Here is a 21,919-nt window from a genome sequence, read left to right as displayed (position 1 = left end):
TGTCCGGACGGCAGATCATCGAAGGCAAGAGAGGGATGGTGCCGGCGGAACGCCGCATATAGGCTTAAAACGTTTTGTCTCACGGAGGGACGTTCGGATGGTCGACTTCCACGAGGACCCCGGGCCCGGTTCCGGGCGGCGGGCGGCGCGCGCGGACTTCGTCTCCGACGCGCCGCGCCTGTCGCTCAACGGCCTGTGGCGCTTCCGCCTCTCGGGCACCGCCGCCGGAACGGGGCCCGCGCTGCCCGACCCGGCGCTCGACGACAGCGGCTGGGACACGATCAGGGTGCCGTCGCACTGGGTGCTGGAAGGGCACGACCGGCCCCTCTACACCAACACCGCCTACCCGTTCCCCATCGACCCGCCCCACCTGCCCGACGACAACCCGACCGGCGACTACCGGCTCCGCTTCGACCTGCCCCCGTACTGGCCCCCGTACTGGCCCCCGGATTGGCCCGCAGGCCGGACCGTGCTGCGGTTCCAGGGCGTCGACTCCTGCGGCACGGTGTGGCTCAACGGCGAACTGCTCGGGCACTCCAAGGGCAGCAGGCTGCCGTTCGAGTTCGACGTCACGGGGCTCGTGCGGGCCGGCGGCAACCTGCTCGCCGTACGCGTGCAGCGGTGGTCGTCCGGCAGCTACCTGGAAGACCAGGACATGTGGTGGCTGCCCGGCATCTTCCGCGACGTGGAGCTGCTGGCCAGACCCGAGGGCGGCGTCGACGACCTCACCGTCCGGGCCTCCTACGACGCCGCCACCGGCTCCGGAGCGCTCCTGGTCACCGCCGACGCCCCGGGCCTGGTCGAGATCCCCGAGCTCGGCATCGCCGTGCCCACGGGCGAAGAGGTCACGGTCGCGCACGTCGAGCCGTGGAGCGCCGAACACCCCCGCCTCTACCGCGGCACCCTGCGCGCCGCCGGCGAGACGATCGACCTGCCCGTCGGCTTCAGGACCGTCGAGATCGCCGGCGGCCGGCTGCTCGTCAACGGCAGGCCGGTGCTCTTCCGCGGCGTCAACCGGCACGAGCACGACCCGGTACGCGGCCGCTCGCTCGACCGCGCCACCATGATCCGCGACATCGAGCTGATGAAGCGGCACAACGTCAACGCCGTCCGCACCGCCCACTACCCGCCGCACCCCGAGTTCCTGCGGCTGTGCGACGAATACGGCCTGTGGGTCGTCGACGAGTGCGACATCGAGACGCACGGCTTCATCTACTCCGGCTGGGAGGGCAACCCGCCCGCCGAGCCGATGTGGCGCGACGCCCTGCTCGACCGCGCCCGGCGGATGGTCGAGCGCGACAAGAACCATCCCAGCGTGGTCATCTGGTCGCTCGGCAACGAGAGCGGGAGCGGGGCGGCGTTCGGCGACATCGAACGCTGGATCCGCGAGCGCGACCCCACCCGGCCGTTGCACTACGAGCGCGACCCGAGCTACCGCCACTCCGACTTCTACAGCCTGATGTACCCGTCACTCGACGACCTGGAGCGGATCGGGCAGCGCAAGGAGGAGACGCCGGACGGGGTGAGCGCGGAGTCGCCCGACGACGTGCGGCGGCGCGGGCTGCCGTTCCTGCTGTGCGAGTACGCCCACGCCATGGGCAACGGGCCCGGCTCACTGGCGGACTACCAGACGATCCTGGAGTCGTACGAGCGGTTCTGCGGCGCGTTCGTGTGGGAGTGGATCGACCACGGGCTGGCCGGGACCGACGAGCACGGCCGCCCCTGCCACCGGCACGGCGGCGACATCGACTACCAGCCGAACGGCGGCCGCTACTGCCTGGACGGGCTGCTGTTCCCCGACCGCACGCCCTCGCCGGGCCTGGCCGAGCTGCGCGCGGCCATCGCGCCCGTGGGGATCGCGGTGGACACGGTCGCGGGCGAGGTGGCGGTCACCAACAAGCACGACCTGATCGACCTGGCCCACCTGTCGTTCCGCTGGTCCGCGGAGGTGGACGGCGAGCCCCGGGACGGCGGGACGCTCTCGGTGCCGCACTGCCCGGCCCGCGAGACGGTGCGCGTTCCCCTTCCCGCCGTGGAGATGGGCGCGGAGGCGGGCGCGGAGGCGGGCGCGGAGGGCGAGACCTGGCTCACCGTCGAGGCGTCGCTCGCCGCCCCGGCCCGCTGGGCGCCCGCCGGCCACGTCATCGCCTGGACCCAGGCCCGGCTCGGCAACGCCTCCCACCGCCGCCCTCACGCCCGGTCCGCGAGCGTTCCCCCCTCCGCGGCCGGGGTGGTGACCCTGGGCGGGGCCGCGTTCGACGCGAGGACCGGGCGGCTGATCGGGCTGGGCGACGCCGAGCTCGACGGGCCGGTGCTGGACGTGTGGCGGGCACCCACCGAGAACGACCGCGGCCAGGGCCCCAGGAACGCGCTCGCCGCCGACTGGGAGGCCGTCGGCCTCGACCGGTTCCTGCACCGCACCGCGAGCGTCGAACGCCCGGACGACCGCACGCTCGTGGTGCGCGGCCGCAGCGGCCCGGCCACCCGTACCCTGGGCTTCCGCACCACGTACACCTGGCGATGGGGCCACGGCGCGCTCCACCTGACGATCGAGGCCGAACCCGTCGGCGACTGGCACGACACCGCCTACGGCCACCTCACCGTCACCCCGCCGCGCATGGGCGCCAGGTTCGCCCTCCCCGGCGGCTACACCGACGTCGCGTGGTTCGGCCGCGGCCCCGGCGAGTCGTACGCCGACAGCCTGGCCGCCGCCCGCGTCGGCCGCTTCGCCCGGCCGATCGACGACCTTCAGACCCCGTACGTCTTCCCGCAGGAGAACGGCAACCACGTCGAGACCCGCTGGCTGGAACTGTCGGGCGACGGCCTGCCGGCGGTGCGCGTGGACGGCGAGCCGCTCCTCGACTTCACCGCCCGCCGGTGGACCAGCGAGGCGCTGGCCGCCGCGCTCCACCCGCACGACCTGGCCGACTCCGGCCGGGTCTGGCTGAACCTGGACCACGGACAGCAGGGCCTCGGCAGCGCCTCCTGCGGCCCCGCCCTGCCCGAGCGGTACCGGCTGCCGGTCCGCCGCTTCACCTGGTCGATGACGCTGAGCTCCCCAGAGCCCTCGCGAAGGAGTTACCGATGACGTCGAAGTTCGACTTCTGCCCGTGGCTGTACTGGGACCACGCGACCGACGAGGACCGCCGCGCCCAGGAGGACCACCTGGCCGGGCTGCGCGCCAGGATCACCGTCGAGGCCGCGGAGAAGGTCTTCGTCTCCCCGCTGGCGGCCGTGCACGCCGACCGCCTGCGCATGGGCGACCACAGCTACATCGCCGCCCACGCCTACGTCACCGACACCCTCGTCATGGGCGACGACTGCACGCTCAACCCGTACGCCGTGGCGCGGGGCCGCGTCGTGCTCGGCGACGCCGTACGCGTGGGCGCCCACACGTCCCTGCTCGGCTTCAACCACGGCGTCGAGCCCGACCGGCCGGTGTTCCGCCAGCCGATCAGCTCGAAGGGCATCACCATCGGCGACGACGTGTGGATCGGCTCCAACGTCGTCGTCCTCGACGGCGTCACCATCGGCGACCACGCCGTCGTCGGCGCGGGCGCGGTCGTCACCAAGGACGTGCCCGCCTGGGCCATGGTCGCCGGCAACCCGGCCCGCCCCATCCGCGACCGCCGCACGGGGACACGTCAGGGGGACGACCTGGAAGGGCTGCTCGCCGCCTTCGCCGACCGCGCCAGGGACCAGGCCGAGGCGGTGCTGGCCCGCTGCTGGACGGGCGAGCGGTACGTCGACCGCCCGGACGCCCCGCCCACCGTACGCGCCTGGTGCGACGCCGTGGAGATCGCCGACCTGCTCCTCGGCGGCCCGCCGCCGGTGCCCGCGCGCGAGGAGATCGTCGCCTTCCTGCGCGACCGCCAGGACCCCGCCACCGGCCTGATCCCGGAGATCGGCGCGCCCGGCTCGCCGGAACGGGTGGGGGCGGAGGACTCCGGCGCTCCCGGCTCGACGGACCCGGGAGGCGCCGGCCCGGAGCTGGAGGGTGTCACGGCCTACCACGTGCTCTGCGCCGGCTACGCGCTCGACCTGCTCGGCACCGGCTTCCGGCACCCCGTGCACGCCGTCCACGACCTCGCCGGCAAGGACCTGACCGCCGCGCTCGACGCCCTCGACTGGGACCGCGAGGCATGGACATCGGGCTCGGTGGTGGACGCCGTCGGCACCGGCCTCTACCGCAACCTCGCCGGCTTCGGCCTGCGCGGCGACCTCGAGACCCTGTACGGCTGGCTGCTCACCCGCTGCCGGCAGAGCCACGGCATGTGGGGCGAACCGGACTCCGACGCCGGCTGGCTGATGGTGGTCAACGGCTTCTACCGGCTCACGAGGGGCACGTACGCGCAGTTCGGGATGCCGCTGCCGTACCCCGAGCGGGCCGTCGACACCGTGCTCGCCCACGCCCGAGACCCCCGCTACTTCCACGGGGACACCGGCAACGCCTGCAACGTGCTCGACGTCATCCACCCGCTGTGGCTGGCGGGCAGGCAGACGGCGCACCGCCGCGAGGAGGGCGAGGCGTGGGCCCGGCGGCACCTGCGCCGCGCGCTGGGCGGCTGGCAGGACGGCGCGGGCCTCAGCTTCGCCCTCACCGGCGGCACCGGCGCGGCCCGCGTGCCCGGCCTGCAGGGCACGGAGATGTGGCTCGCCATCATCTGGCTCCTCGCCGACCACCTGGGCCTCTCCGGCGCCCTCGGCTACCGCCCCCGGGGCATCCACCGCCCCGAACCGGCGATCCACCTCCCGAACCGCTGACACGCCATTCCGGCGGCTCGTCCCGCGCATCACTGCCGGCCCGGCAGCGTGGCGGTCGTCCTGGCATCGGAGGTCAGCTGGTCGTGGGTGCGGTCGGCGATCACGCACACGATGCTGATGACGGCCGCGAGCCCCCCGTACAACGCGACGGGCAGCCACGAGTCCACCCCGTTGAACAGCGCGGTCGTGGCGAAGGGCGCGATGCCGCCCGATGATGCCGGAGAGCTGGAAGCTGAACGACGTGCCCGTGTAGCGCGTGGCCGGCGGGAACACCGACGAGTCGGCCTCCCGCCCGCCCTCCTCGTCGCCGGCGTCTTCGGGTGTGGTGTGCATGAGAGTCGGCCGCGCCGCTGGGACGTGTGGTCAGGCCTCGGTCGTCGCGTCGCGCACCGGAGCCAGGGCCCGGCTCCACACGGTGACCTCCTCCACCAGCTTCGCCAGGTCACCGGCGTGGCGCTCTGCCGGGGCGAAGACGCCGGTGACGGTGGGTTCGGTGATGTCGATGCCGGTGTAGTCGAAGTCGGTGAAGGTGTTGAGCGTGACCTGGGCGGCGACGTCGGCGAGCTTGAAGTCGGCGGCGATCTGGCGCAGCTGCTCCACGGCGCGCACGCCGCCGACGGTCCCGTAGCTGACGAACCCGATCGCCTTGTGGTTCCACTCGTAGTACAGGTAGTCCAGTGCGTTCTTCAACGGACCGGGAACCCCGTGGTTGTACTCAGGGGTGACGATCAGATACCCGTCGAAGGAGGCGACAGTCTCGGACCAGCGCTTGGTGTGGTCGTGGGCGTAGACGCCCCAGGCGCCCGAGGCGGGCTCGTCGAGGACAGGGAGGTCGAAGTCGGCCAGGTCGACCAGCTCCAGCTCGACCCCCTCGGGGGCGGCCTTGCGGGCGGTGGTCAGGGTCCAGTCGGCCACGGCCTTGCCGCGGCGGTGGGTGCGGGTGCTGCCGATGATGACGGCGATGCGGGGCATGGGTTCTCCTCGATCAGATGGTAAAGTACAACGACGACTTTACAGCAGTGCAACGGCCCCGAAAGAACGAGGAGTCATCGTGAGTCCAGAGGCAGATGCGCCCGGCGAGCCAGTGAGCAGGCTGCGGCCGGCGAAGCACGAGGCGATCATGGCCGGAGGCCTTGAGGTCTTCGCTCGCGACGGTTTCGCGCGGGCGAGCATCGATGCGATCGCGACCGCGTCGGGGGTCTCGACGCGCACGATCTACAAGCACTTCGCCGACAAGCCCGCAGTCTTCGCCGCTGTGATCGTGGATTCGGCAGGCCGGGTCGCTGAGGCTGAGATCGCACTCATCGACCGTCACCTCTCACCTGTGGAGACCGCAGAGGAGGTCGAGTCGGCACTACGGGCATTCGCCCTGGACTGGCTCGACGACGCCGGCGACTGGCTGGCCGGCATCCCGCACTCCACCGCGCACCGGGCCCTGATCGGCCAGGTCCGCGCCGAGGCCGGGCACCTGGGCACCGACGTCATCGCCGAGTGGTGGCAGGCCGGTGCCGGACGGGTCCGCGCCGAACTGTCCCGGATCTTCGCCGGGTGGGCTGAGGCCGGACTGCTGCGCATCGCCGATGCCGAGCGCGCCGCGGTGCACTTTTCCCGACTCGTCTCGGCCCTCCCGGGCCCGCCGGCCTCGCCCGTGTCAGCCACCGAGCGCGCGGCATGGATCGCCGAGGGTGTGGCCGTGTTCGTCCGCGGACACCAGCCATGACGGGAAGCCAGACCTCCCACGCCGCCGGCCCGGACCTGGGATCGCTTCGGCCATGGTCTTCACCATGGATCGCAACATGTCGGGGTCGTCGGTCTCGATCTGCTTCGCGCCTGTGACCAGGCCGAACTCGTACACCACTCCCGTGGACGCAACCCTCCCACCGCAGGGGGAGACCTGGCCGGCAATTCACCCTCACAGGGGAGGACGCGATGTGCAGGACGCATGTCGACTGGTCACATGGGTTCCCCCGTGTTCTCTCGTCATCGTGCCGCGGCTCCCGTGCGACCTGGCACTCGTATCGTCGTGACCGCCCTGCTGGTGGCCTTGTGCTGCGTCGGATTCGCCGTCGTCAACGTCATCTTCGAGCTGACCGGCCGTTTCGACGGCGGCCCCTACGCCGCGTACGCATCAGGCCTTCTCGTGATGAACTGGCTCGTCGTCGTGCTGAAGCTGGTGGGCGCGGGTGCGGCGCTGTCGTCGATCGCCAACCGTCCCACGATCCTTCCCCCGGCGGTTCTGGGCGTGGTGTTGTGGAGCGCGTTCGCCCTGCTGTCCATCTACGCTCTGGGCGCCGTCGTTCAGGCGTTCGGCATGGCGCTGGGCCTGATGGGCTCGGCCGATCAGATCACCCTGGCCGGAGTCGGTTACGTGCTGTTCTTCACGCTGATGGCGATCGGATTCGGCGCCCTGGCGATCTCCTACTCGCGGCGCTTCGAGATCCGCAAGGGCGTCATCGCCCTCGGCGTCGTGGGCGGGCCCGTTGCGCTGGGGCTGCTCCTGCTGGCCGTGCCGATGCTCCTGACCGCCCTCGGCGTCATGCCCGCCGCCTGATGGGAGCTGCCGGGTCCGTCGTTCGGGCGGCTCTGTGCCTGGCAGCCGCCGGGGTGAGCACTCCCGCCGCCCGCCCGGGGCGTCTGGTCTGGAACGTCAAATGAGCACCAAGGGAACTAAAGTAGGCAAAACGTCAGTCCCTTTGCCCACAACGGATTGTCGTGCTTAACTGTGGGCAGAAATCCTCTACAGGTGCCTAGGGGCTTGGCTCCGAACACCACATCCTAAGGCCGTCCCCATGGGGCGGCCTTAACGCTATGGTGCCCCATGCAGATCTGCTACCTCGACGAAGCGGGCGGCTGCGAGGCACCTGATAGAAACAGCTCAGCAACACCCGTCATGGTGATCTCCGGGCTTGTCGTGGATGCCGCCTCGATCCCCGCTCTCACGCGAGACTTCCTTGCGCTGAAACGGTTGCACTTCCCAGGCCGCTTAGCTGCTGGGCGTGCCCAGGACCACATCTTGATAGAGGTTTAGGGCAGCGAGATCCTGCAGATGACGAGAGCGCAGTCGCGGAATAAACGCCGCCAGGCTCATCGCTTCCGATCGGAACTCTTGGACCTAGTCGAAGAACATAGATGCCGCCTTATAGGGAGAATCTGGATCAAAGAGCCAGGAAAGGTCATGAGACCAGAAGGAGCTACTGTTATGCCATCCAAGATATAAGCGCACACTTCGCCCAATTACTGGCGGCGCAGAACAGTGTCGGCATCGTCATCGCGGATGGACGAAATCATCACGCCAACCGCACTGTGGCCCATTCAATCTTCACGCAGAAGTGGCGCACTGGCGGCGATCCCTACCCCGCCCTTCGCGAAATACCTCTCTTCGCTGCCAGCGACCACTTCGGAGGCAGGCTGCAGAACCTCCAACACAGGTACAAGAACGAGGCCGGACGCTGGCGAGGAGGTCTGGTAGTCAGCGATCCGATCGGGCATCGTCCGGGATCGCTGCTGTTCAAGCCGCAGGAGGTGACCACGAGCACGTCGGCTCGACCGGCTGCGGTCGCCGAGCAGGCGCTGACGGGCTCGGCACATCAGCCCTGATCCACAAGCGCCGCACCTGCCCCACGTCGGTATCGCGGACGCCTCCACGTTGGGGAACGCCTCGCCGACGTCATTCGGGAACAGGTTAGACAACCCTCCCGGAGGGTTCTGGGTGGGCGAGTGAACAGGTCAGGCGGCCCCGCCCCTGATCGGTGCACCCGTCTCGACGGCGGCGGCCATCGCCCGGTGGCCGGCCGCGCTCGGGTGGAGGTGGTCGCCGCAGTCGTGGCAGGGGAGCAGGCGGGCAGGGTCGGCGGGGTCGCGGAGGGCGGCGTCGAAGTCGGCCACGCCGTCGAACGCGCCCCCGCGCCGGACGTACGCGTTGACCTGCTGCCGGGCCCGTTCCCCCTGCTCGGTGTGGTATTCCGCGCCCGCGAACGGGGTGAGCGTGCCGCCGACCACGCGGACCCCGGCGGCGCGGGCTGTCGCTGCGATGCGGGCGTACGCGGCGACGAGGTCCTCGGCCCGCGCGCCCGCGCCGAGGTCGTTGAGCCCGGCCAGCAGGATCACGGTGCCGATGCCCGGCTTGGTCAGCACCTCGGCGGCCAGGCGGGCCTCGGCGGAGCGTCCGGTGCCCGCCGCCAGCACGCGGCCGCCGGAGACGCCCTCGTTGACCACGGCCAGCGGGGGAGACCCGCGTACGGCCGGGTCGGCGAGGAGGTCCACCCAGCCGTGGCCGGTCTCGGAGCCGACACCGGTGGCGATCGAGTCTCCCAGCACCGCCACGGTCGACACGGGGGCGGGCGCGGTGACCGTCAGCGCGTCCAGCCAGTGCCAGACCGCCACCTCCTCGGTGAACGCCTCCGAGCCCTCGTCGGCGGCGTGATCACCGGGGATCGACCGGTAAGCCGGCGCGGTGGCGGGTTCCGGCGGCCGCTCCATGCCGGTGCCGGGCGGCGGGTAGGCGGGGGCGGTGGCGCGGTTGCGCCCGGTCAGGACGCCGGCCTCGCCGCGGACGTGCAGGCTGATGGCGAGGCGGCGGCGCGGGCGCACCCGTACGGGGAGCGGGTCGCTGAGGGTCGTCGCGCCCGGTGCCACCGTCACCTCGGGGCTCCCGCCGAACGCCAGCATCCGGTTCGACCCCGGCTCCAGCGCCGCCCCGGCCAGCGGGACGCCCACGTGGACGTGCCCGAACGTCACGGGCCGGTCCCCGAAGGCGTTGGTCAGCCGGACGCGCAGGCCGCTCCCGCCCACGGTGGTCCGCACGACGTTGCGCACGGTCAGGTCACGCAGGCCGCCGCCGAGGCGTTCCGCGGCGGCGGCCCACGTGGTCACCGGCCGGTGCGTCACCGTCCCCACGACGCGGTGAACGTGTACCGGCCGGAGCCGACCCGGCACACCGAAGCGGCTTCGGTCGACTCGATCACGTCGATGCCCGCGGCGGCAAGCGGCGCGCCGGACTCGCGGACCGACGACGGGTCCGTGGTGGGCACGTGGACGGTGGCGAGCGCGCCCGGCGGGACGCGCACCTCCAGCGTCAGCTCGCCGCCGGAGATCTCCCACCGGCTGCTCAGCCGCCCCAGCGGCGTGTCGTACGCCGCCGCGGCCCACCGCAGCCGGCCGCCGGGCAGCGGCCGGACGAGCGGCCGCCGGTATCCCACCGAGTCCTCCTCCTGCCCGATCCCCGCCACCCCGCTGTACAGCCACTCGCCCACCGAGCCGAGCGCGTAGTGGTTGAAGGAGTTCATGGCGACGGGCCCGAAGCCGTTCTCCTCCGTCCAGCCGTCCCACCGCTCCCAGATCGTGGTGGCCCCGCGCTTGATCGAGTAGCCCCAGGACGGGTAGCGGTCGTCGTGCAGCAGGTCGTAGGCGAGGTCGTGGTGCCCGTACGCGGACAGGACGGGCCCCAGCAGCCCCACGCCGGCGAACCCGGTGGTCAGCCGCCGCCCCCGCCGCTCCAGGTCGGCCACCAGGTGTCCCACGGCGGCGGGCACCAGCTCGTCGGGGACGAGCCCGTGCGCGAGCGCGAGCAGGTATCCCGTCTGCGTGTCGCCCGAGACCCGCCCGTCGGCGGAGACGAACTCGCCTGCGAACGCCTCCCCGATCCGCGCCCGCAGCCCCGCGTACCGTTCGGCGACGTCCGCGTGACCCAGCACGGAGGCGGCCCGGGCGGTGAGGCCGGCGCTCAGCGCGAAGTACGCGGTGGCCATCACGTCGCGGGAGGTCCGCACGCCCGCCTGCAGCCAGTCGCCGTAGTGGCTGCCCACCCGGTCGCGCCAGATCAGGCCGGGGTTGTGGCGTTCGACGTGGTCGACCCACCGGCGCATGCTGGGCAGGCTGTCGCGCAGGATCCGCTCGTCGCCGTAGACCCGGTAGAGGTGCCACGGCACGACGGTGGCGGCGTCGCCCCAGCCGGGGGCGCCGTGCCGCTCCGTCATCACGTGCGGCACCACGTCGGGCACCGCGCCCTCGGCGGTCTGCGCGCAGCGCAGGTCGGCCAGCCAGCCGGTGAAGAACGCGGCCACGTCGGCGTTGTAGCAGGCGGTGGGCAGGAACACCTGCGCGTCGGCGGTCCAGCCGAGCCGCTCGTCCCGCTGCGGGCAGTCGGTCGGCACGGACACGAAGTTGCCCCGCTGGCTCCACCGGATGTTGCTCGTGAGCCGCCGCACCATGTCGTCGGAGCAGGAGAACTCGCCGGCGACCGGCGTGTCCGAGTGCATGGCCCGGCCGACCAGGTCGACGTCGGCGTGCCCGGTGACCTCCACGTACCGGAAGCCGTGGACGGTGAAGCGCGGCTCGAACGTCTCCTCCGGCCGTCCCGCGGCCACGTAGTGGTCGGTCGCCTCGGCCGAGCGCAGGTTGGCGGTGTAGAGGCCGCCGCCGTCGTCGAGCGTCTCGCCGTGGCGCAGCGTGACGCGGGTGCCGGCCGGGGCGCCGCGCAGCGTCAGCCGCACCCGGCCGGCGATGTTCTGCCCCAGGTCGACGATGGTGCGGCCGTCACCGTCCCGCCGGGTCTCGACGGGCACGAGGTCCTCGGTGACGCGGACGGGCTCGGCCGCGGCGGGCACGAGGACGTCGTGGCGGGTGTCGACGACGCGGGCGGGGGCCCACGACGAGTCGTCGAAGCCGGGCAGGTCCCAGCCGGGCTGCTCCAGGCGGGCGTCGTACCACTCGCCCATCAGCAGGTCGGCGTAGCGCAGCGGCCCGGTGCTCTCCCGCCAGCTCCCGTCGGTGCCGACGACCGTGCGCGAGCCGTCGGCGTGGTCGGCCACGAGCTGGACGAGCAGTTCGGGACGTCTGCCGTAGCGCTGGGCCTGCTGCCGGCCGTCCCAGCCGAGGCTGCCCGACCACCAGCCGTCCGCGAGCACCGCCCCCACGCAGGCGGGGCCGTCGCCGATCAGGTCGGTGACGTCGTACACCTGGTACGGGACGCGGTAGCGGTAGTCGGTCCAGCCGGGGGTCAGCTCGCCGTCGCCCACCCGGTGGCCGTTGACGCGCAGCTCGTACAGGCCGCGGGCGGTGCACGCGACGCGTACGGCGGTCACCGGCGACAGGTCGACGACGCGCCGGAAGTAGCGGGGCGCGGGCAGCGACCCGGTGCGTACGCTGCGGGGCTCACGGTCGTCGGCGGGCGGTTCGAACGGCGGCAGGGTCTCCGGGTCGTGGCCGATCCAGGCGGCCGCCCACTCGTCCGGGTGCAGCACGCCGGTGCCGAACCACGACTCGGCCGCCGCCGTCCCGCCATCCGCGGAGCGGACCTGGACCTGCCAGGTGTAGCGGGCGAACGACGCCAGTGGCGCGCCTCCGTAGCAGGCGCTGGTGTCCTCGCCGTCGATCCAGCCGCTGTCCCAGGCGGGAGCGCCGCCGGCGCGGACCGTGATCCGGTACGCGGCCTGCGCGTCGCCGCGCCGGTCGGATGCCAGCCGCCAGCTCAGCCTGGGCGCGCGGGTGGCGATGCCCTGCGGGGTGGCGAGGTGCTCGCAGCGCAGGTCGTACGGGTGCAGCGCGGCGCCGGCGGGAACCGCGGGGAGAGTCCATCCGTTCACGGTGCTCATCAGGGTGCTCACCAGGCCCATTCCGTGGCCGGCCGGGCCAGCGTGTAGTCGCGCCGTGGCGCGGTGGGGTGGATCTTGCGCCCGCTGTACATCGGCCGGGCGGTGCCCTCGGGGCTGATGCCGATCACGTCGTCGCCGCGCCAGCGCACCTGGAACTCCCGGCCGGAGGCGACTTCCGTGCTCGTCGACTCGGGTACGGGGAACGTGACGGTGATCCGCTCGCCCCGCCTGGGCGCGCGGACGGACAGGTAGCCGTCGGGCGCCCACGCCCCCGTCTCGGTCCCGCCGAACCCGTCGCCGTCGCGGGTCACGCGCACCTTGGCGTACCCGGCCCATTCGGGCACCCGCATCCGCAGCTCGCGCAGGTCCTGGTGCACGTCGAGGTCGACGCGGCCCTCGTGGGGGAGGTGGCTGAGCACGGTGACCCGCTCGGTGGCCCGGGTGAGCAGCAGGTTGATCCGCACGTCACGGTCGTCGCCGGTGACGATGGAGTTCCACCCCCAGAACAGCCCGCGCAGGCCGGAGCCGACGCAGCAGGCCTGCACGTCGGCGGTGTGCCCGCGGCCCAGCTCGATGTCGCAGACGTAGTCGTTGGGCGCGCCGTACCCGGCGAAGGCGCCGCGCACCCGCTCGCCCACCCGCACGTGCGTCACCCAGCCGGGCTCGTCGCCCGAGGTGTCGAGGGCCGACTCGACCCAGCTCAGGTCGAGCAGCTGGGACTCGACGAGGTGGTTGCGCAGGAACCGCTCCACCACGCCCCAGTAGGCGGTGTGCCCTGACCGGGCGAGCGTGACGCCGGTGCCGATCAGGTCGACCAGTGAGCAGCTCTCATGCTCGTAGCGCTGGCCTTCGAGGTCGCCGGGCGTCCAGCCGAACCTGGTGGCCTGGGTGAGCGCCCAGTCGTAGGAGCGGCGTACGAACGCGGTCAGCTCGTGGTCGCCGGTGTGGCGGGCGTAGCGGGCCAGCCCTTCGAGGGTGCCGAGGCGGGTGTGGAAGTGGCCGCTGCGGTAGGCGCGGGCGGCGTTGAAGCTGCCGTCCTCGTGGTAGACGCCGCTCTTGTGCACGATCAGCCGGGCGAACCAGCCGCACAACTCCAGCGCGTCCTCGTTGCCGGTCGCCTGGTGGTAGCGGAGCAGCGGCATGATCAGCCGGCCGCTGAACGACGCCGGGTCGGGGGCCAGGTGCAGCGCGATGGCGTTGGGGGAGGGCCAGCCGTCGGGGGTGTACTCGGAGGCGGGGTAGAACCAGACGTCCCGCTCCTTGATCGCGATCCGTTTGAGGGCGGCCACGTGCCGGTCGGCCAGTTCCTTGGCCCTGGGGTCGCCGTCGGAGACGTACCACGTGGTGAGCGACAGGAGCACGGCCCGCTGGTCGATGAGGTTGGCGTTCGGGGCCCAGCCGGCCTCGGGGCGGGCCCGCCGGTAGCTCAGCCCGTCGGGGCCGAAGAAGCTCGTCAGCCGGCGCCGGAAGCCGTCCTCGACCTCCCGCCAGGTGTCCTTGCCGGTCATGTGCCGGGCGAGCAGGCACGCGTCGAGCAGCCGGCCGTGGCTGGAGCCGTAGTCCCAGTCGCCGTGCCGCAGCGCCGCGGGGCGGGCGAGCAGGTCGGCGCTGAAGTACGGAATGCCGTCCATGCCCGTGTCTGGGTCGGTGTCGGGCAGTCCGGCCACCGCGTTCATCGCCAGCTCGGCCCGCTCTTCGAGCAGCACGGTGTCGGGGATCTCTGGCATGGCCATCCCTTCGTCGCACATAAATATTCAACTGTGCATAGATGTCGCATTCAGCCTGCTTCGCCGGTTGACTCGCGTCAAGGCGTGCATAAATATTCGTATCTTGTTGGATATGTAGCGCTGGGAGAGGATGGTGGCATGAGCGTTGATCCGGTGGTGCGGCCAGGTGCTGGTGCGGCGGTGACCCTGCGGCCCGTGACGGGAGCCCGCCTGCGGGACGGGTTCTGGGGGGCGCGGCAGCGGGTCAACCGCGAGGTGACGATCCCGCTGGGCGGCGAGCGGGTGCACGAGTCCGGCGCCTTCGACAACCTGCGGCAGGCCGCCCGCGGTGGCGGAGGGGAGCACCCCGCCGAACACAGGGGGAAGATCTTCGCCGACTCCGACGTCTACAAGTGGCTGGAGGCGCTGGCCTGGGAGCGGGGCAGACGCGAGGACGACGGCCTCGCCCGGTCGTACGCGCAGGCGTCGGAGCTGGTCGCCGCCGCGCAGTGCGCCGACGGCTACCTCCACACGCACACCCAGCTCACCGGCCGGCGACGCTATTCCGACCTGGCCTCCAGCCATGAGCTCTACTGCGCGGGCCACCTCATGCAGGCCGCCGTCGCGGGCCGGCGCGCCACCGGCGACGAGACGTTGCTCCGGGTGGCCGCCCGCTTCGCCGACCACCTGGCCAAGGACCTCCCCGCCGACGCGCTCGACGGGCATCCCGAGGTCGAGATGGGCCTGGCCGAGCTGCACCGCGAGACCGGCGTGCCCGCGTACCTCGATCTCGCCGCCCGCCAGGTGGCCGCGAGGGGCCGCTCGCTCATCCAGCTGAAGGGCCACCACGGCCCCGGCTACCGGCAGGACCGCGTGCCGGTAGCCGAGGCCACCACGGTCGAGGGGCACGCGGTGCGCGCGATGTACCTCGCCGCGGGGGCGACCGACGTCGCCGTCGAGACCTCCGACCTCGACCTGCTCGCCGCCCTCCACCGGCAGTGGCGCGACATGGTGGCCACCAAGACCTACCTGACCGGCGGTCTCGGCTCCAACTGGTACGGCGAGGCGTTCGGCGGCCACCACGAGCTGGCGCCCGACACCGCGTACTGCGAGACCTGCGCGGCGATCGGCAGCATCCAGTGGTCGTGGCGGATGTTGCTGGCGACCGGCGACGCCGCGTTCGCCGACCTCATCGAGCGCACCCTCTACAACGCCGTGCTGCCCGGCGTCTCGCTCGACGGCGAGCACTTCTTCTACGTCAACGCGCTGCGCGTGCGCGCGGGCGCCGACCCCGACGACCTGCGCGCCCCCGCCCGGGGCCGGCAGGGATGGTACGGCACCGCCTGCTGCCCGCCGAACGTGATGCGCCTGTTCTCCTCCCTCGACCACTACCTGGCCACCGGCGACGGCGACGGCGTCCAGCTCCACCTGTACGCGCCCGGCACCGTGCGCGCCGGCGGCGTGCTGCTCGAGGTGGAGACCGGCTACCCGTGGACCGGCCGCGTCGAGATCGTGGTCAGGGAGACCCCCGACCAGCCGTGGACCCTGTCGGCCCGCGTCCCCGCCTGGGCCGACGCGGCCGGGATGGACGGGCGGCCGGCCGAGCCGGGCGGCTACCACCGCGTGCGCAGGGCGTGGCGGCCGGGCGACCGGGTGGTGCTCGACCTCGGGATCCGGCCCCGGCTGACGGCCGCCGTGCCCCGGCTCGACGTCGCCCGCGGCCAGGTCGCGGTCGAGCGCGGGCCGCTGGTCTACTGCCTGGAGCAGGCCGACCACCCGGGGGTGATCGTCGACGACCTGTGCCTGGCCGCGGCGGACCTCCGCGACGCGAGCGCGGTCGCCGGGCTGCCCGCCGACGTGGTGCCGGTCACCGCGCGCGGCCGGGCCCACGTGCACCGGGAGGACGACGGCGGTTTCCCCTACCGCACCGCCGCCGCCCCCCAGGAGCCGGAGCACGCGGGCCCGGCCGATCTGACGTTCGTCCCGTACTACGCGTGGGCCAACCGCGGCGCCGGGCCGATGACGGTCTGGACACCCATGCACCGGGCCTGACCCGCGTGCCGCGAGCGCGTCCTGCCGGACGCGCTCGCTCGCACGGCCGGCTCAGGCAAAGGAAACGTCATGATCTGTGATCACAGGTGGAAAACGGGTATGTCGTAGCGGCTGTTCGCGATGACTTCCGTGTGCGCCCGACGCAGAGCCCGAGAGCGGAGGCGGCCCCGGTGGAAGCGGTGGACGGCGGGATGTGATGATGTCCCCAACGCTACGGGGAGGAAGCGATCGTGGGGTCCCTCGCGGGCAGCGGGCTGCCCCCGGATGACGTCGTCGTCTCCGCTCTGCGGGCGGGCGACGAGGAGATGTTCGCGACACTGCTCGACACCTGGGCGCGGGGCATGTTGCGGGTGGCCCGCTCCTACGTCTCCACCGACGACTCCGCGGAAGAGGTCGTGCAGGACACGTGGCTGGCGGTGATCGGCGCCATCGACGGTTTCGAGGGCCGCTCGTCCGTGAAGACCTGGGTCTACCGCATCCTCGTGAACACGGCGAAGAGGCGCAGCGTGCGCGAGAGCCGTACACTGCCGTGGAGCGCCTTCGAGCGGGACGCCGGCCCGGCCGTCGATCCCGCCCGGTTCAACGGGATCGACGCGGCCCTGCCGGGCAGCTGGAAGGAGGCACCCGCGGTCTGGCCGACGCCCGAAGGGCAGGCGCTCGCCGCGGAGGTGCGGGGCCTGATCGGCGAGGCGCTGGCGACGTTGCCCCCGCGGCAGCGCATCGTGATCACGCTGCGCGACGTGGAGGGATGCACCTCCGAGGAGGTGTGCGAGATCCTGGAGATCTCCGCCGTCAACCAGCGGGTGCTGTTGCATCGAGCCCGTACGGCGGTTCGCGAGTTGTTGGAGAGTTACTTCGAGTCGGTGAAGCAGCCAGAATAGGTGAAACGGTTCAATACGCAGAAGGTAAGGCGGTTAACGTCGTGAAGCGGTTCACGTGCGGCGAACTGGTTGAATCCATCACCGCTTACCTCGACGACGCCCTCGACCCGCCCGCTCGCGCCGCATTCGAGGCCCACGCGGCCTGCTGCGACGACTGCCGGCGCTACGTCCACCAGTTCCGCGTCACCATCCGGGCGGTCGGCGACCAGCCCCCGGAGAAGCTGTCGGGCCGCACGCGCGAGCGGCTGATGTCCGCCTTCAAGCAGCGCCGACAATCCTGACAATTCCCCCGTAACGCTCGCGCGGCCGGCGGCTCTATAGAGCTATGTGCCACGCGAGGGCAAGACGATGATCGGGCTCACGGCCGAGGGCTCGCCGCTGAGAGACGCCTCGGAGGTCGGAGACTACGCGCGCCGGTGCTTCCGCTCCACCGGTGACGACCGGGTGGGCGTGGAGCTGGAGTTCCTCGTCTTCGACCGCAGGTCGGCCACCCGCCACGTCCCGATGGACCGGGTCGAGCGGGCGCTGCCGCCACTGCCCGGCGGGAGCCGGGTCACCTTCGAACCGGGGGGCCAGCTGGAGCTGTCCGGCCCGGCCGGCTCGCTGACCGGCGCGATCGCCGGCCTCACCGCCGACGTGGCCGCCGCCCGCCAGGCCCTGGCGCGCGACGGCATGGTGCTGGCGGGCGTGGGCCTCGACCCGATGCGCCCGGCGGTGCGGCAGTTACAGCAGCCACGCTACGACGCGATGGCGGAGTTCCTCGGCCGGCCGTACGGCGCGCTGATGATGTGCTGCACGGCGTCCATCCAGGTCAACCTGGACCTGGGAGAGCAACCCCGCACGCGGTGGGAGCGGGCACACCTGCTCGGCCCGGTGCTGACCGCCGCCTTCGCCAACTCGCCGCTCAGCCGGGGCCGTCCGTGCGGATGGATGTCGGGCCGCCAGGCCGTGTGGGAGCACCTCGACCCCACCAGGACGGCGCCCGTACCCGCGTCCGCCGACCCGGCGGACGACCCGGCTGACGATTGGGCCCGCTACCTGCTCGACGCCCGCGTCATGCTCGTTCGGGAGGGCGAGGAACGCTGCCGCACGGTCCGCGACGGCTCGACCTTCCGCGACTGGCTGGGCTCGCGCGAGCGCCCGCCCACCGCCGAGGACCTGGCCTACCACGCCACCACGGTGTTCCCGCCCGTGCGGCCCAGGGGCTGGCTGGAGATCCGCTTCCTGGACGCGCAGCGTCCGGCGGACTGGCCGGTGTGCGTGGCCGTCACCCACGCCCTGATCAGCGACGACCGCGCCGCCGACGCCGCGCTCGCCGCCGTCGAGTCCTGCTTGGGACCCCGGTGGCGGCAGGGGGCCGGACCGGAGCGCGCGACGTGGGCGGCGGCCGCGCGCCGCGGCCTGTCCGACCCCCGGCTCGCCCGCGCCGCGGACGCCTGCTTCCGAGCCGCCATCGAGGCGCTGCCCCGCCTGGGCGCCACCCCCGCCCTGATCGGCGAGGTGGCGGCCTTCGCCGACCGGTACGTGACGACCGGCCGCTCCCCGGCGGCCGACCTGATGGATCTGGTGAGAGAACCGGGGCGGCGCCTGCCGGCCTGGCTGACCGAAGAGGGACGAGGATGAGCGACTTCAAGGAACGCATCGCGAACGATCTGCTCGCGGTGCGCAGCCGGTCCCTGGCCTACACGGAGGCCGACGACGACCTGCTCGTACGCCAGCACTCACCGCTGATGTCGCCCCTGGTGTGGGATCTGGCGCACGTCGGCAACTACGAGGAGCTGTGGGTGCTGCGCGAGGCCGGCGGCATCACCCCGCTCAGGCCCGAGATCGACGACATCTACGACGCCTTCAAGACCCCGCGCAAGGACCGCCCCAGCCTGCCCATCCTCGGACCGGCGGAGGCCCGCCGCTACATCGAGGGCGTGCGCGGCCGCGTCCTCGACGTCCTGGACGCCGTCGACTTCGACGACCCCGCGCCGCTGCGCCGCGACGGCTTCGTCTTCGGCCTGGTCATCCAGCACGAGCACCAGCACGACGAGACCATGCTGGCCACGCTGCAACTGTCGAAGGAGCCCGGCGTGGTACGCGACGGGGACCTGCCGCCGGCCCGCACCACCGGACAGGACGAGGTGTACGTGCCCGCCGGCCCCTTCCTCATGGGCACCGACACCCAGCCGTGGGCCTACGACAACGAGCGCCCCGCCCACCGCGTCGACCTGCCCGGCTACTGGATCGACCGGCTGCCCGTCGGCAACGGCGCCTACACCGCGTTCATCGAGGACGGCGGCTACCACGACCCCCGCTGGTGGACCAGGGAAGGCTGGGAGTGGCGGCAGCGGCAAGGCGTCTTCGCCCCGCTGTTCTGGACCAGGGACGGCGGCGCCTGGCACCGCATCCGCTTCGGCCGCACCGAGCCCGTGCCCATGGACGAGCCGGTGCAGCACGTGTCCTGGTACGAGGCCGACGCCTACGCCCGCTGGGCCGGCAAGCGGCTGCCCACCGAGGCCGAGTGGGAGAAGGCCTGCGGCTGGGACCCCGAGGCGGGCCGGGCGCGGAAATACCCGTGGGGCGACCACGAGCCCACCCCCGCCCTGGCCAACCTCGGCCACCGCGCCGCCCGGCCCGCCCCGCTCGGCGCCTACCCGGCCGGCGCCGGCGCGTACGGGACCGAGCAGATGATCGGCGACGTGTGGGAGTGGACCGGCACGTGGTTCGACGGCTACCCGGGGTTCCGCAGCTTCCCCTACCGGGAGTACAGCGAGGTCTTCTTCGGCCAGGAGTACCGCGTGCTGCGCGGCGGCTCGTGGGCGGCCGACCCGGCGGCGATCCGCACCACGTTCAGGAACTGGGACTACCCGATCCGCCGGCAGATCTTCACCGGCTTCCGCTGCGCCCGTGACGCGGAGCGGCCCTAGTGTGCCGGCACGCGGCCTGGCTCGGCGCACCCCGTGCCCTGGCCACGCTGATCCAGGAGCCCGAGCACGGCCTGCTCGCCCAGTCGTACGCGCCCCGGCGGCAGCGGCACGGCACGGTCAACGCCGACGGCTTCGGCATGGGCTGGTACGACCCCGCCCGCGCCGAGCCCGTCCGCTACCGGCGCGCCATCCCGATGTGGGCCGACGCCAATTTGCCCGCGCTCGCCCAGGTCGCCCGCTCGGGCTGCCTGCTGGGAGCGGTACGGTGCGCCACCGTCGGCATGCCGGTCGAGGAGAGCGCCACCGCGCCGTTCACCGACGGCCGGTGGATGCTCAGCCACAACGGCCGCGTCGAACGGGACGCGGTCAGGGCGCTCGCGGACGGCGCCGAGAGCGCCTGCGACTCCGCCTGGCTCGCCGCCGCCGTCTTCCAGCGGCTGCGCGCCGGGCCCGACCTCGGGGAGGCCCTCGCGGAGGTCGTCGCCCACGCCGGGGAGAAGGACCCCGGCGCCCGCCTGAACCTGCTCGCCTGCGACGGCGCGTCCATCGCCGCGACCGCCTGGGGCGACACGCTCTTCGTCCACCGTCACCAGGACGGCGTGGTCGTGGCGAGCGAACCGCTCGACGACCTGCCCGGCTGGCGGGCCGTGCCGGACCGCAGCCTGCTGCTCGCCTCGTCGGAAGGCGTGCGCGTCCAGCCCATGTGACCCTTTCCTTGAGGAGGCACCGTGCCCGTCAGCCATTCGACCGTGCGTCTGATCAACCACCTCGACCTCGACTACCTGCGCTCCTCCCTCGAAAACGATGTCAGGATCGGCCTGACATCGATGCCGAAGTCCCTGCCGCCCAAATGGTTCTACGACGAGACAGGCAGTGACCTGTTCTCGCAGATCACCAGGCTGCCCGAGTACTACCCGACCCGGCGCGAGCTGGCCATCCTGCGGGCACGAGCCGCCGAGCTCGCCGCCGCCAGCGGCGCCGACACGCTGGTCGAGCTGGGATCGGGCACCAGCGAGAAGACCGTGCTGCTGCTCGACGCCCTCACCGAGGCCGGGACGTTGCGCGGCTACACGCCGGTCGACGTCGACGCGGTCACGCTCGCCGCGGCGGCGCAGCGGCTGGCCGAACGCCACCCCGGGCTCGCCGTACGCGCGGTGTGCGCCGACTTCGAACGCCACCTGCGGCTGCTGCCCCGCACCGGCCGGCGCATGGTGGCCTTCCTCGGCGGCACGATCGGCAACCTCGAACCCGACGCCCGCCGGGTCTTCATGAAGGAGCTGCGCGGCACGCTCCGTCCCGGGGACACGTTCCTGCTCGGGGCCGACCTGGTGAAGGACAGGAAGCGGCTGGTCGCCGCCTACGACGACGCGGCCGGCGTGACGGCCGCCTTCAACCGCAACGTGCTGCACGTCATCAACCGGGAGCTGGACGCCGACTTCGAGCCGGACGCGTTCGACCACGTCGCCCGCTACGACGAGGAGCACGACTGGATCGAGATGCGGCTACGGGCGTCCCGGGCCATGCGGGTGCACGTCGCGGCGCTCGACCTCGACGTGGACTTCGCCGAGGGGGAGGAGACGCGTACGGAGATCAGCGCCAAGTTCCGCCCCGACGGGCTGCGCGCCGAGCTGACCGCGGCCGGCTTCACCGTCATCCGCTGGTTCACCGACCCCGCGGACGACTTCGGCCTGGTGCTGGCCCAGGCATGATCGGCAAGACGTGATCGGCAAGACGTGGCGGGCGGCACGATCCGTCGTGCCGCCCGGCCACCTCGACGCGGCCGGCTGCAACGTGCCCAGCGACCAGGTGTTCGACGCGGTCGTCGGGCACCTGCGGCTCGAACGCGGGCGGGGGGGGGGGGGGGGGGGGGGGGGGGGGGGCGGGGGGGAGGGGGGGGGGGGGGGGGGAGGGGGGGGGGAGGAGGGGGAGGAGGGGGGGGGGGGGGGGGGGGGGGGGTTCGGTCTGTGGGGCGATTGGGGGGAGGCACAACCACTAACTAGTCCCCTCTT

General features: G+C 72.7%; 17 protein-coding genes. 12 read left to right on the top strand and 5 right to left on the bottom strand.

Translation table 11 applies throughout. The features are described 5' to 3' along the window. Positions 1-97 precede the first annotated feature (97 nt). Complete coding sequence (locus ACZ6SA_RS01235) at positions 98-3,088, top strand: glycoside hydrolase family 2 TIM barrel-domain containing protein (RefSeq protein WP_465825952.1); 2,991 nt, start codon at positions 98-100, stop codon at positions 3,086-3,088. Next, positions 3,085-4,764 carry an acyltransferase gene (locus ACZ6SA_RS01230; protein ID WP_465825951.1) on the top strand — a complete coding sequence of 560 codons (1,680 nt, stop codon included), beginning with the start codon at positions 3,085-3,087 and terminating at the stop codon, positions 4,762-4,764. Before ACZ6SA_RS01235 ends, ACZ6SA_RS01230 begins: the two co-directional genes overlap by 4 nt. Before the next feature lie 29 nt (positions 4,765-4,793). Here the strand turns inward: ACZ6SA_RS01230 and ACZ6SA_RS01225 are convergent, their stop codons facing one another. Next, a complete protein-coding gene (locus ACZ6SA_RS01225; protein ID WP_465825949.1) occupies positions 4,794-4,931 on the bottom strand; it encodes a hypothetical protein in 138 nt (45 codons plus the stop codon). 196 nt (positions 4,932-5,127) lie between these two features. Then, complete coding sequence (locus ACZ6SA_RS01220) at positions 5,128-5,736, bottom strand: NADPH-dependent FMN reductase (RefSeq protein ID WP_443150555.1); 609 nt, start codon at positions 5,734-5,736, stop codon at positions 5,128-5,130. A 112-nt stretch (positions 5,737-5,848) separates the two neighbouring features. On the opposite strand from ACZ6SA_RS01220, the gene ACZ6SA_RS01215 reads away from it, so the two are divergent. The 3 genes from ACZ6SA_RS01215 to ACZ6SA_RS01205 all read left to right on the top strand — a co-directional run bounded on the left by ACZ6SA_RS01215 (position 5,849) and on the right by ACZ6SA_RS01205 (position 8,361). Then, on the top strand, positions 5,849-6,484 hold the full coding sequence (locus tag ACZ6SA_RS01215; RefSeq protein ID WP_465825947.1) for a TetR/AcrR family transcriptional regulator: 636 nt from the start codon (positions 5,849-5,851) through the stop codon (positions 6,482-6,484). A gap of 303 nt (positions 6,485-6,787) precedes the next feature. Beyond that, on the top strand, positions 6,788-7,315 hold the full coding sequence (locus tag ACZ6SA_RS01210) for a hypothetical protein (RefSeq protein ID WP_347642032.1): 528 nt from the start codon (positions 6,788-6,790) through the stop codon (positions 7,313-7,315). A gap of 578 nt (positions 7,316-7,893) precedes the next feature. Further along, a complete protein-coding gene (locus ACZ6SA_RS01205; protein ID WP_465825946.1) occupies positions 7,894-8,361 on the top strand; it encodes a hypothetical protein in 468 nt (155 codons plus the stop codon). A gap of 129 nt (positions 8,362-8,490) precedes the next feature. Here ACZ6SA_RS01205 and ACZ6SA_RS01200 read toward each other — a convergent pair whose 3' ends face one another. Genes ACZ6SA_RS01200 through ACZ6SA_RS01190 form a run of 3 tightly spaced genes read right to left on the bottom strand, consistent with a single transcriptional unit; the run spans position 8,491 to position 14,083 of the window. Further along, on the bottom strand, positions 8,491-9,636 hold the full coding sequence (locus tag ACZ6SA_RS01200; protein ID WP_465825944.1) for a GDSL-type esterase/lipase family protein: 1,146 nt from the start codon (positions 9,634-9,636) through the stop codon (positions 8,491-8,493). A gap of 11 nt (positions 9,637-9,647) precedes the next feature. Next, the gene (locus ACZ6SA_RS01195; protein ID WP_465825942.1) at positions 9,648-12,356 is read right to left on the bottom strand and encodes an alpha-L-rhamnosidase; all 2,709 of its coding nucleotides are present in this window, start codon (positions 12,354-12,356) and stop codon (positions 9,648-9,650) included. Positions 12,357-12,364: 8 nt separating this feature from the next. After that, positions 12,365-14,083 (bottom strand): glycoside hydrolase family protein, encoded by a 1,719-nt coding sequence (locus ACZ6SA_RS01190; protein ID WP_465825941.1) that lies wholly within the window; start codon positions 14,081-14,083, stop codon positions 12,365-12,367. Between the two features lie 138 nt (positions 14,084-14,221). Here ACZ6SA_RS01190 and ACZ6SA_RS01185 point away from each other — a divergent pair, with 138 nt between their 5' ends. The 7 genes from ACZ6SA_RS01185 to egtD all read left to right on the top strand — a co-directional run bounded on the left by ACZ6SA_RS01185 (position 14,222) and on the right by egtD (position 21,619). Then, positions 14,222-16,114 (top strand): glycoside hydrolase family 127 protein, encoded by a 1,893-nt coding sequence (locus ACZ6SA_RS01185; protein WP_465825939.1) that lies wholly within the window; start codon positions 14,222-14,224, stop codon positions 16,112-16,114. 230 nt (positions 16,115-16,344) lie between these two features. Beyond that, on the top strand, positions 16,345-16,995 hold the full coding sequence (locus ACZ6SA_RS01180) for an RNA polymerase sigma factor (RefSeq protein WP_347642039.1): 651 nt from the start codon (positions 16,345-16,347) through the stop codon (positions 16,993-16,995). 41 nt (positions 16,996-17,036) lie between these two features. Beyond that, complete coding sequence (locus ACZ6SA_RS01175) at positions 17,037-17,276, top strand: anti-sigma factor family protein (RefSeq protein WP_347642040.1); 240 nt, start codon at positions 17,037-17,039, stop codon at positions 17,274-17,276. A gap of 67 nt (positions 17,277-17,343) precedes the next feature. Then, complete coding sequence (gene egtA, locus ACZ6SA_RS01170; RefSeq protein WP_347642041.1) at positions 17,344-18,618, top strand: ergothioneine biosynthesis glutamate--cysteine ligase EgtA; 1,275 nt, start codon at positions 17,344-17,346, stop codon at positions 18,616-18,618. Then, positions 18,615-19,910: an ergothioneine biosynthesis protein EgtB gene (gene egtB, locus ACZ6SA_RS01165; RefSeq protein WP_347642042.1), complete on the top strand. Its 1,296-nt coding sequence runs from the start codon at positions 18,615-18,617 to the stop codon at positions 19,908-19,910. The genes egtA and egtB overlap by 4 nt, the downstream gene beginning before the upstream one ends. Next, positions 19,910-20,617 carry an ergothioneine biosynthesis protein EgtC gene (egtC, locus tag ACZ6SA_RS01160; RefSeq protein ID WP_347642043.1) on the top strand — a complete coding sequence of 236 codons (708 nt, stop codon included), beginning with the start codon at positions 19,910-19,912 and terminating at the stop codon, positions 20,615-20,617. Before egtB ends, egtC begins: the two co-directional genes overlap by 1 nt. Positions 20,618-20,638: 21 nt before the next feature. After that, the gene (gene egtD / locus ACZ6SA_RS01155; RefSeq protein ID WP_465825937.1) at positions 20,639-21,619 is read left to right on the top strand and encodes an L-histidine N(alpha)-methyltransferase; all 981 of its coding nucleotides are present in this window, start codon (positions 20,639-20,641) and stop codon (positions 21,617-21,619) included. Positions 21,620-21,919 lie beyond the last annotated feature (300 nt).

The sequence above is a fragment of the Nonomuraea sp. NPDC049378 genome, from assembly GCF_055586745.1.
The sequence above is the reverse complement of the archived record's forward strand: the minus strand, read 5'-3'. Positions and strand labels throughout refer to the sequence as shown.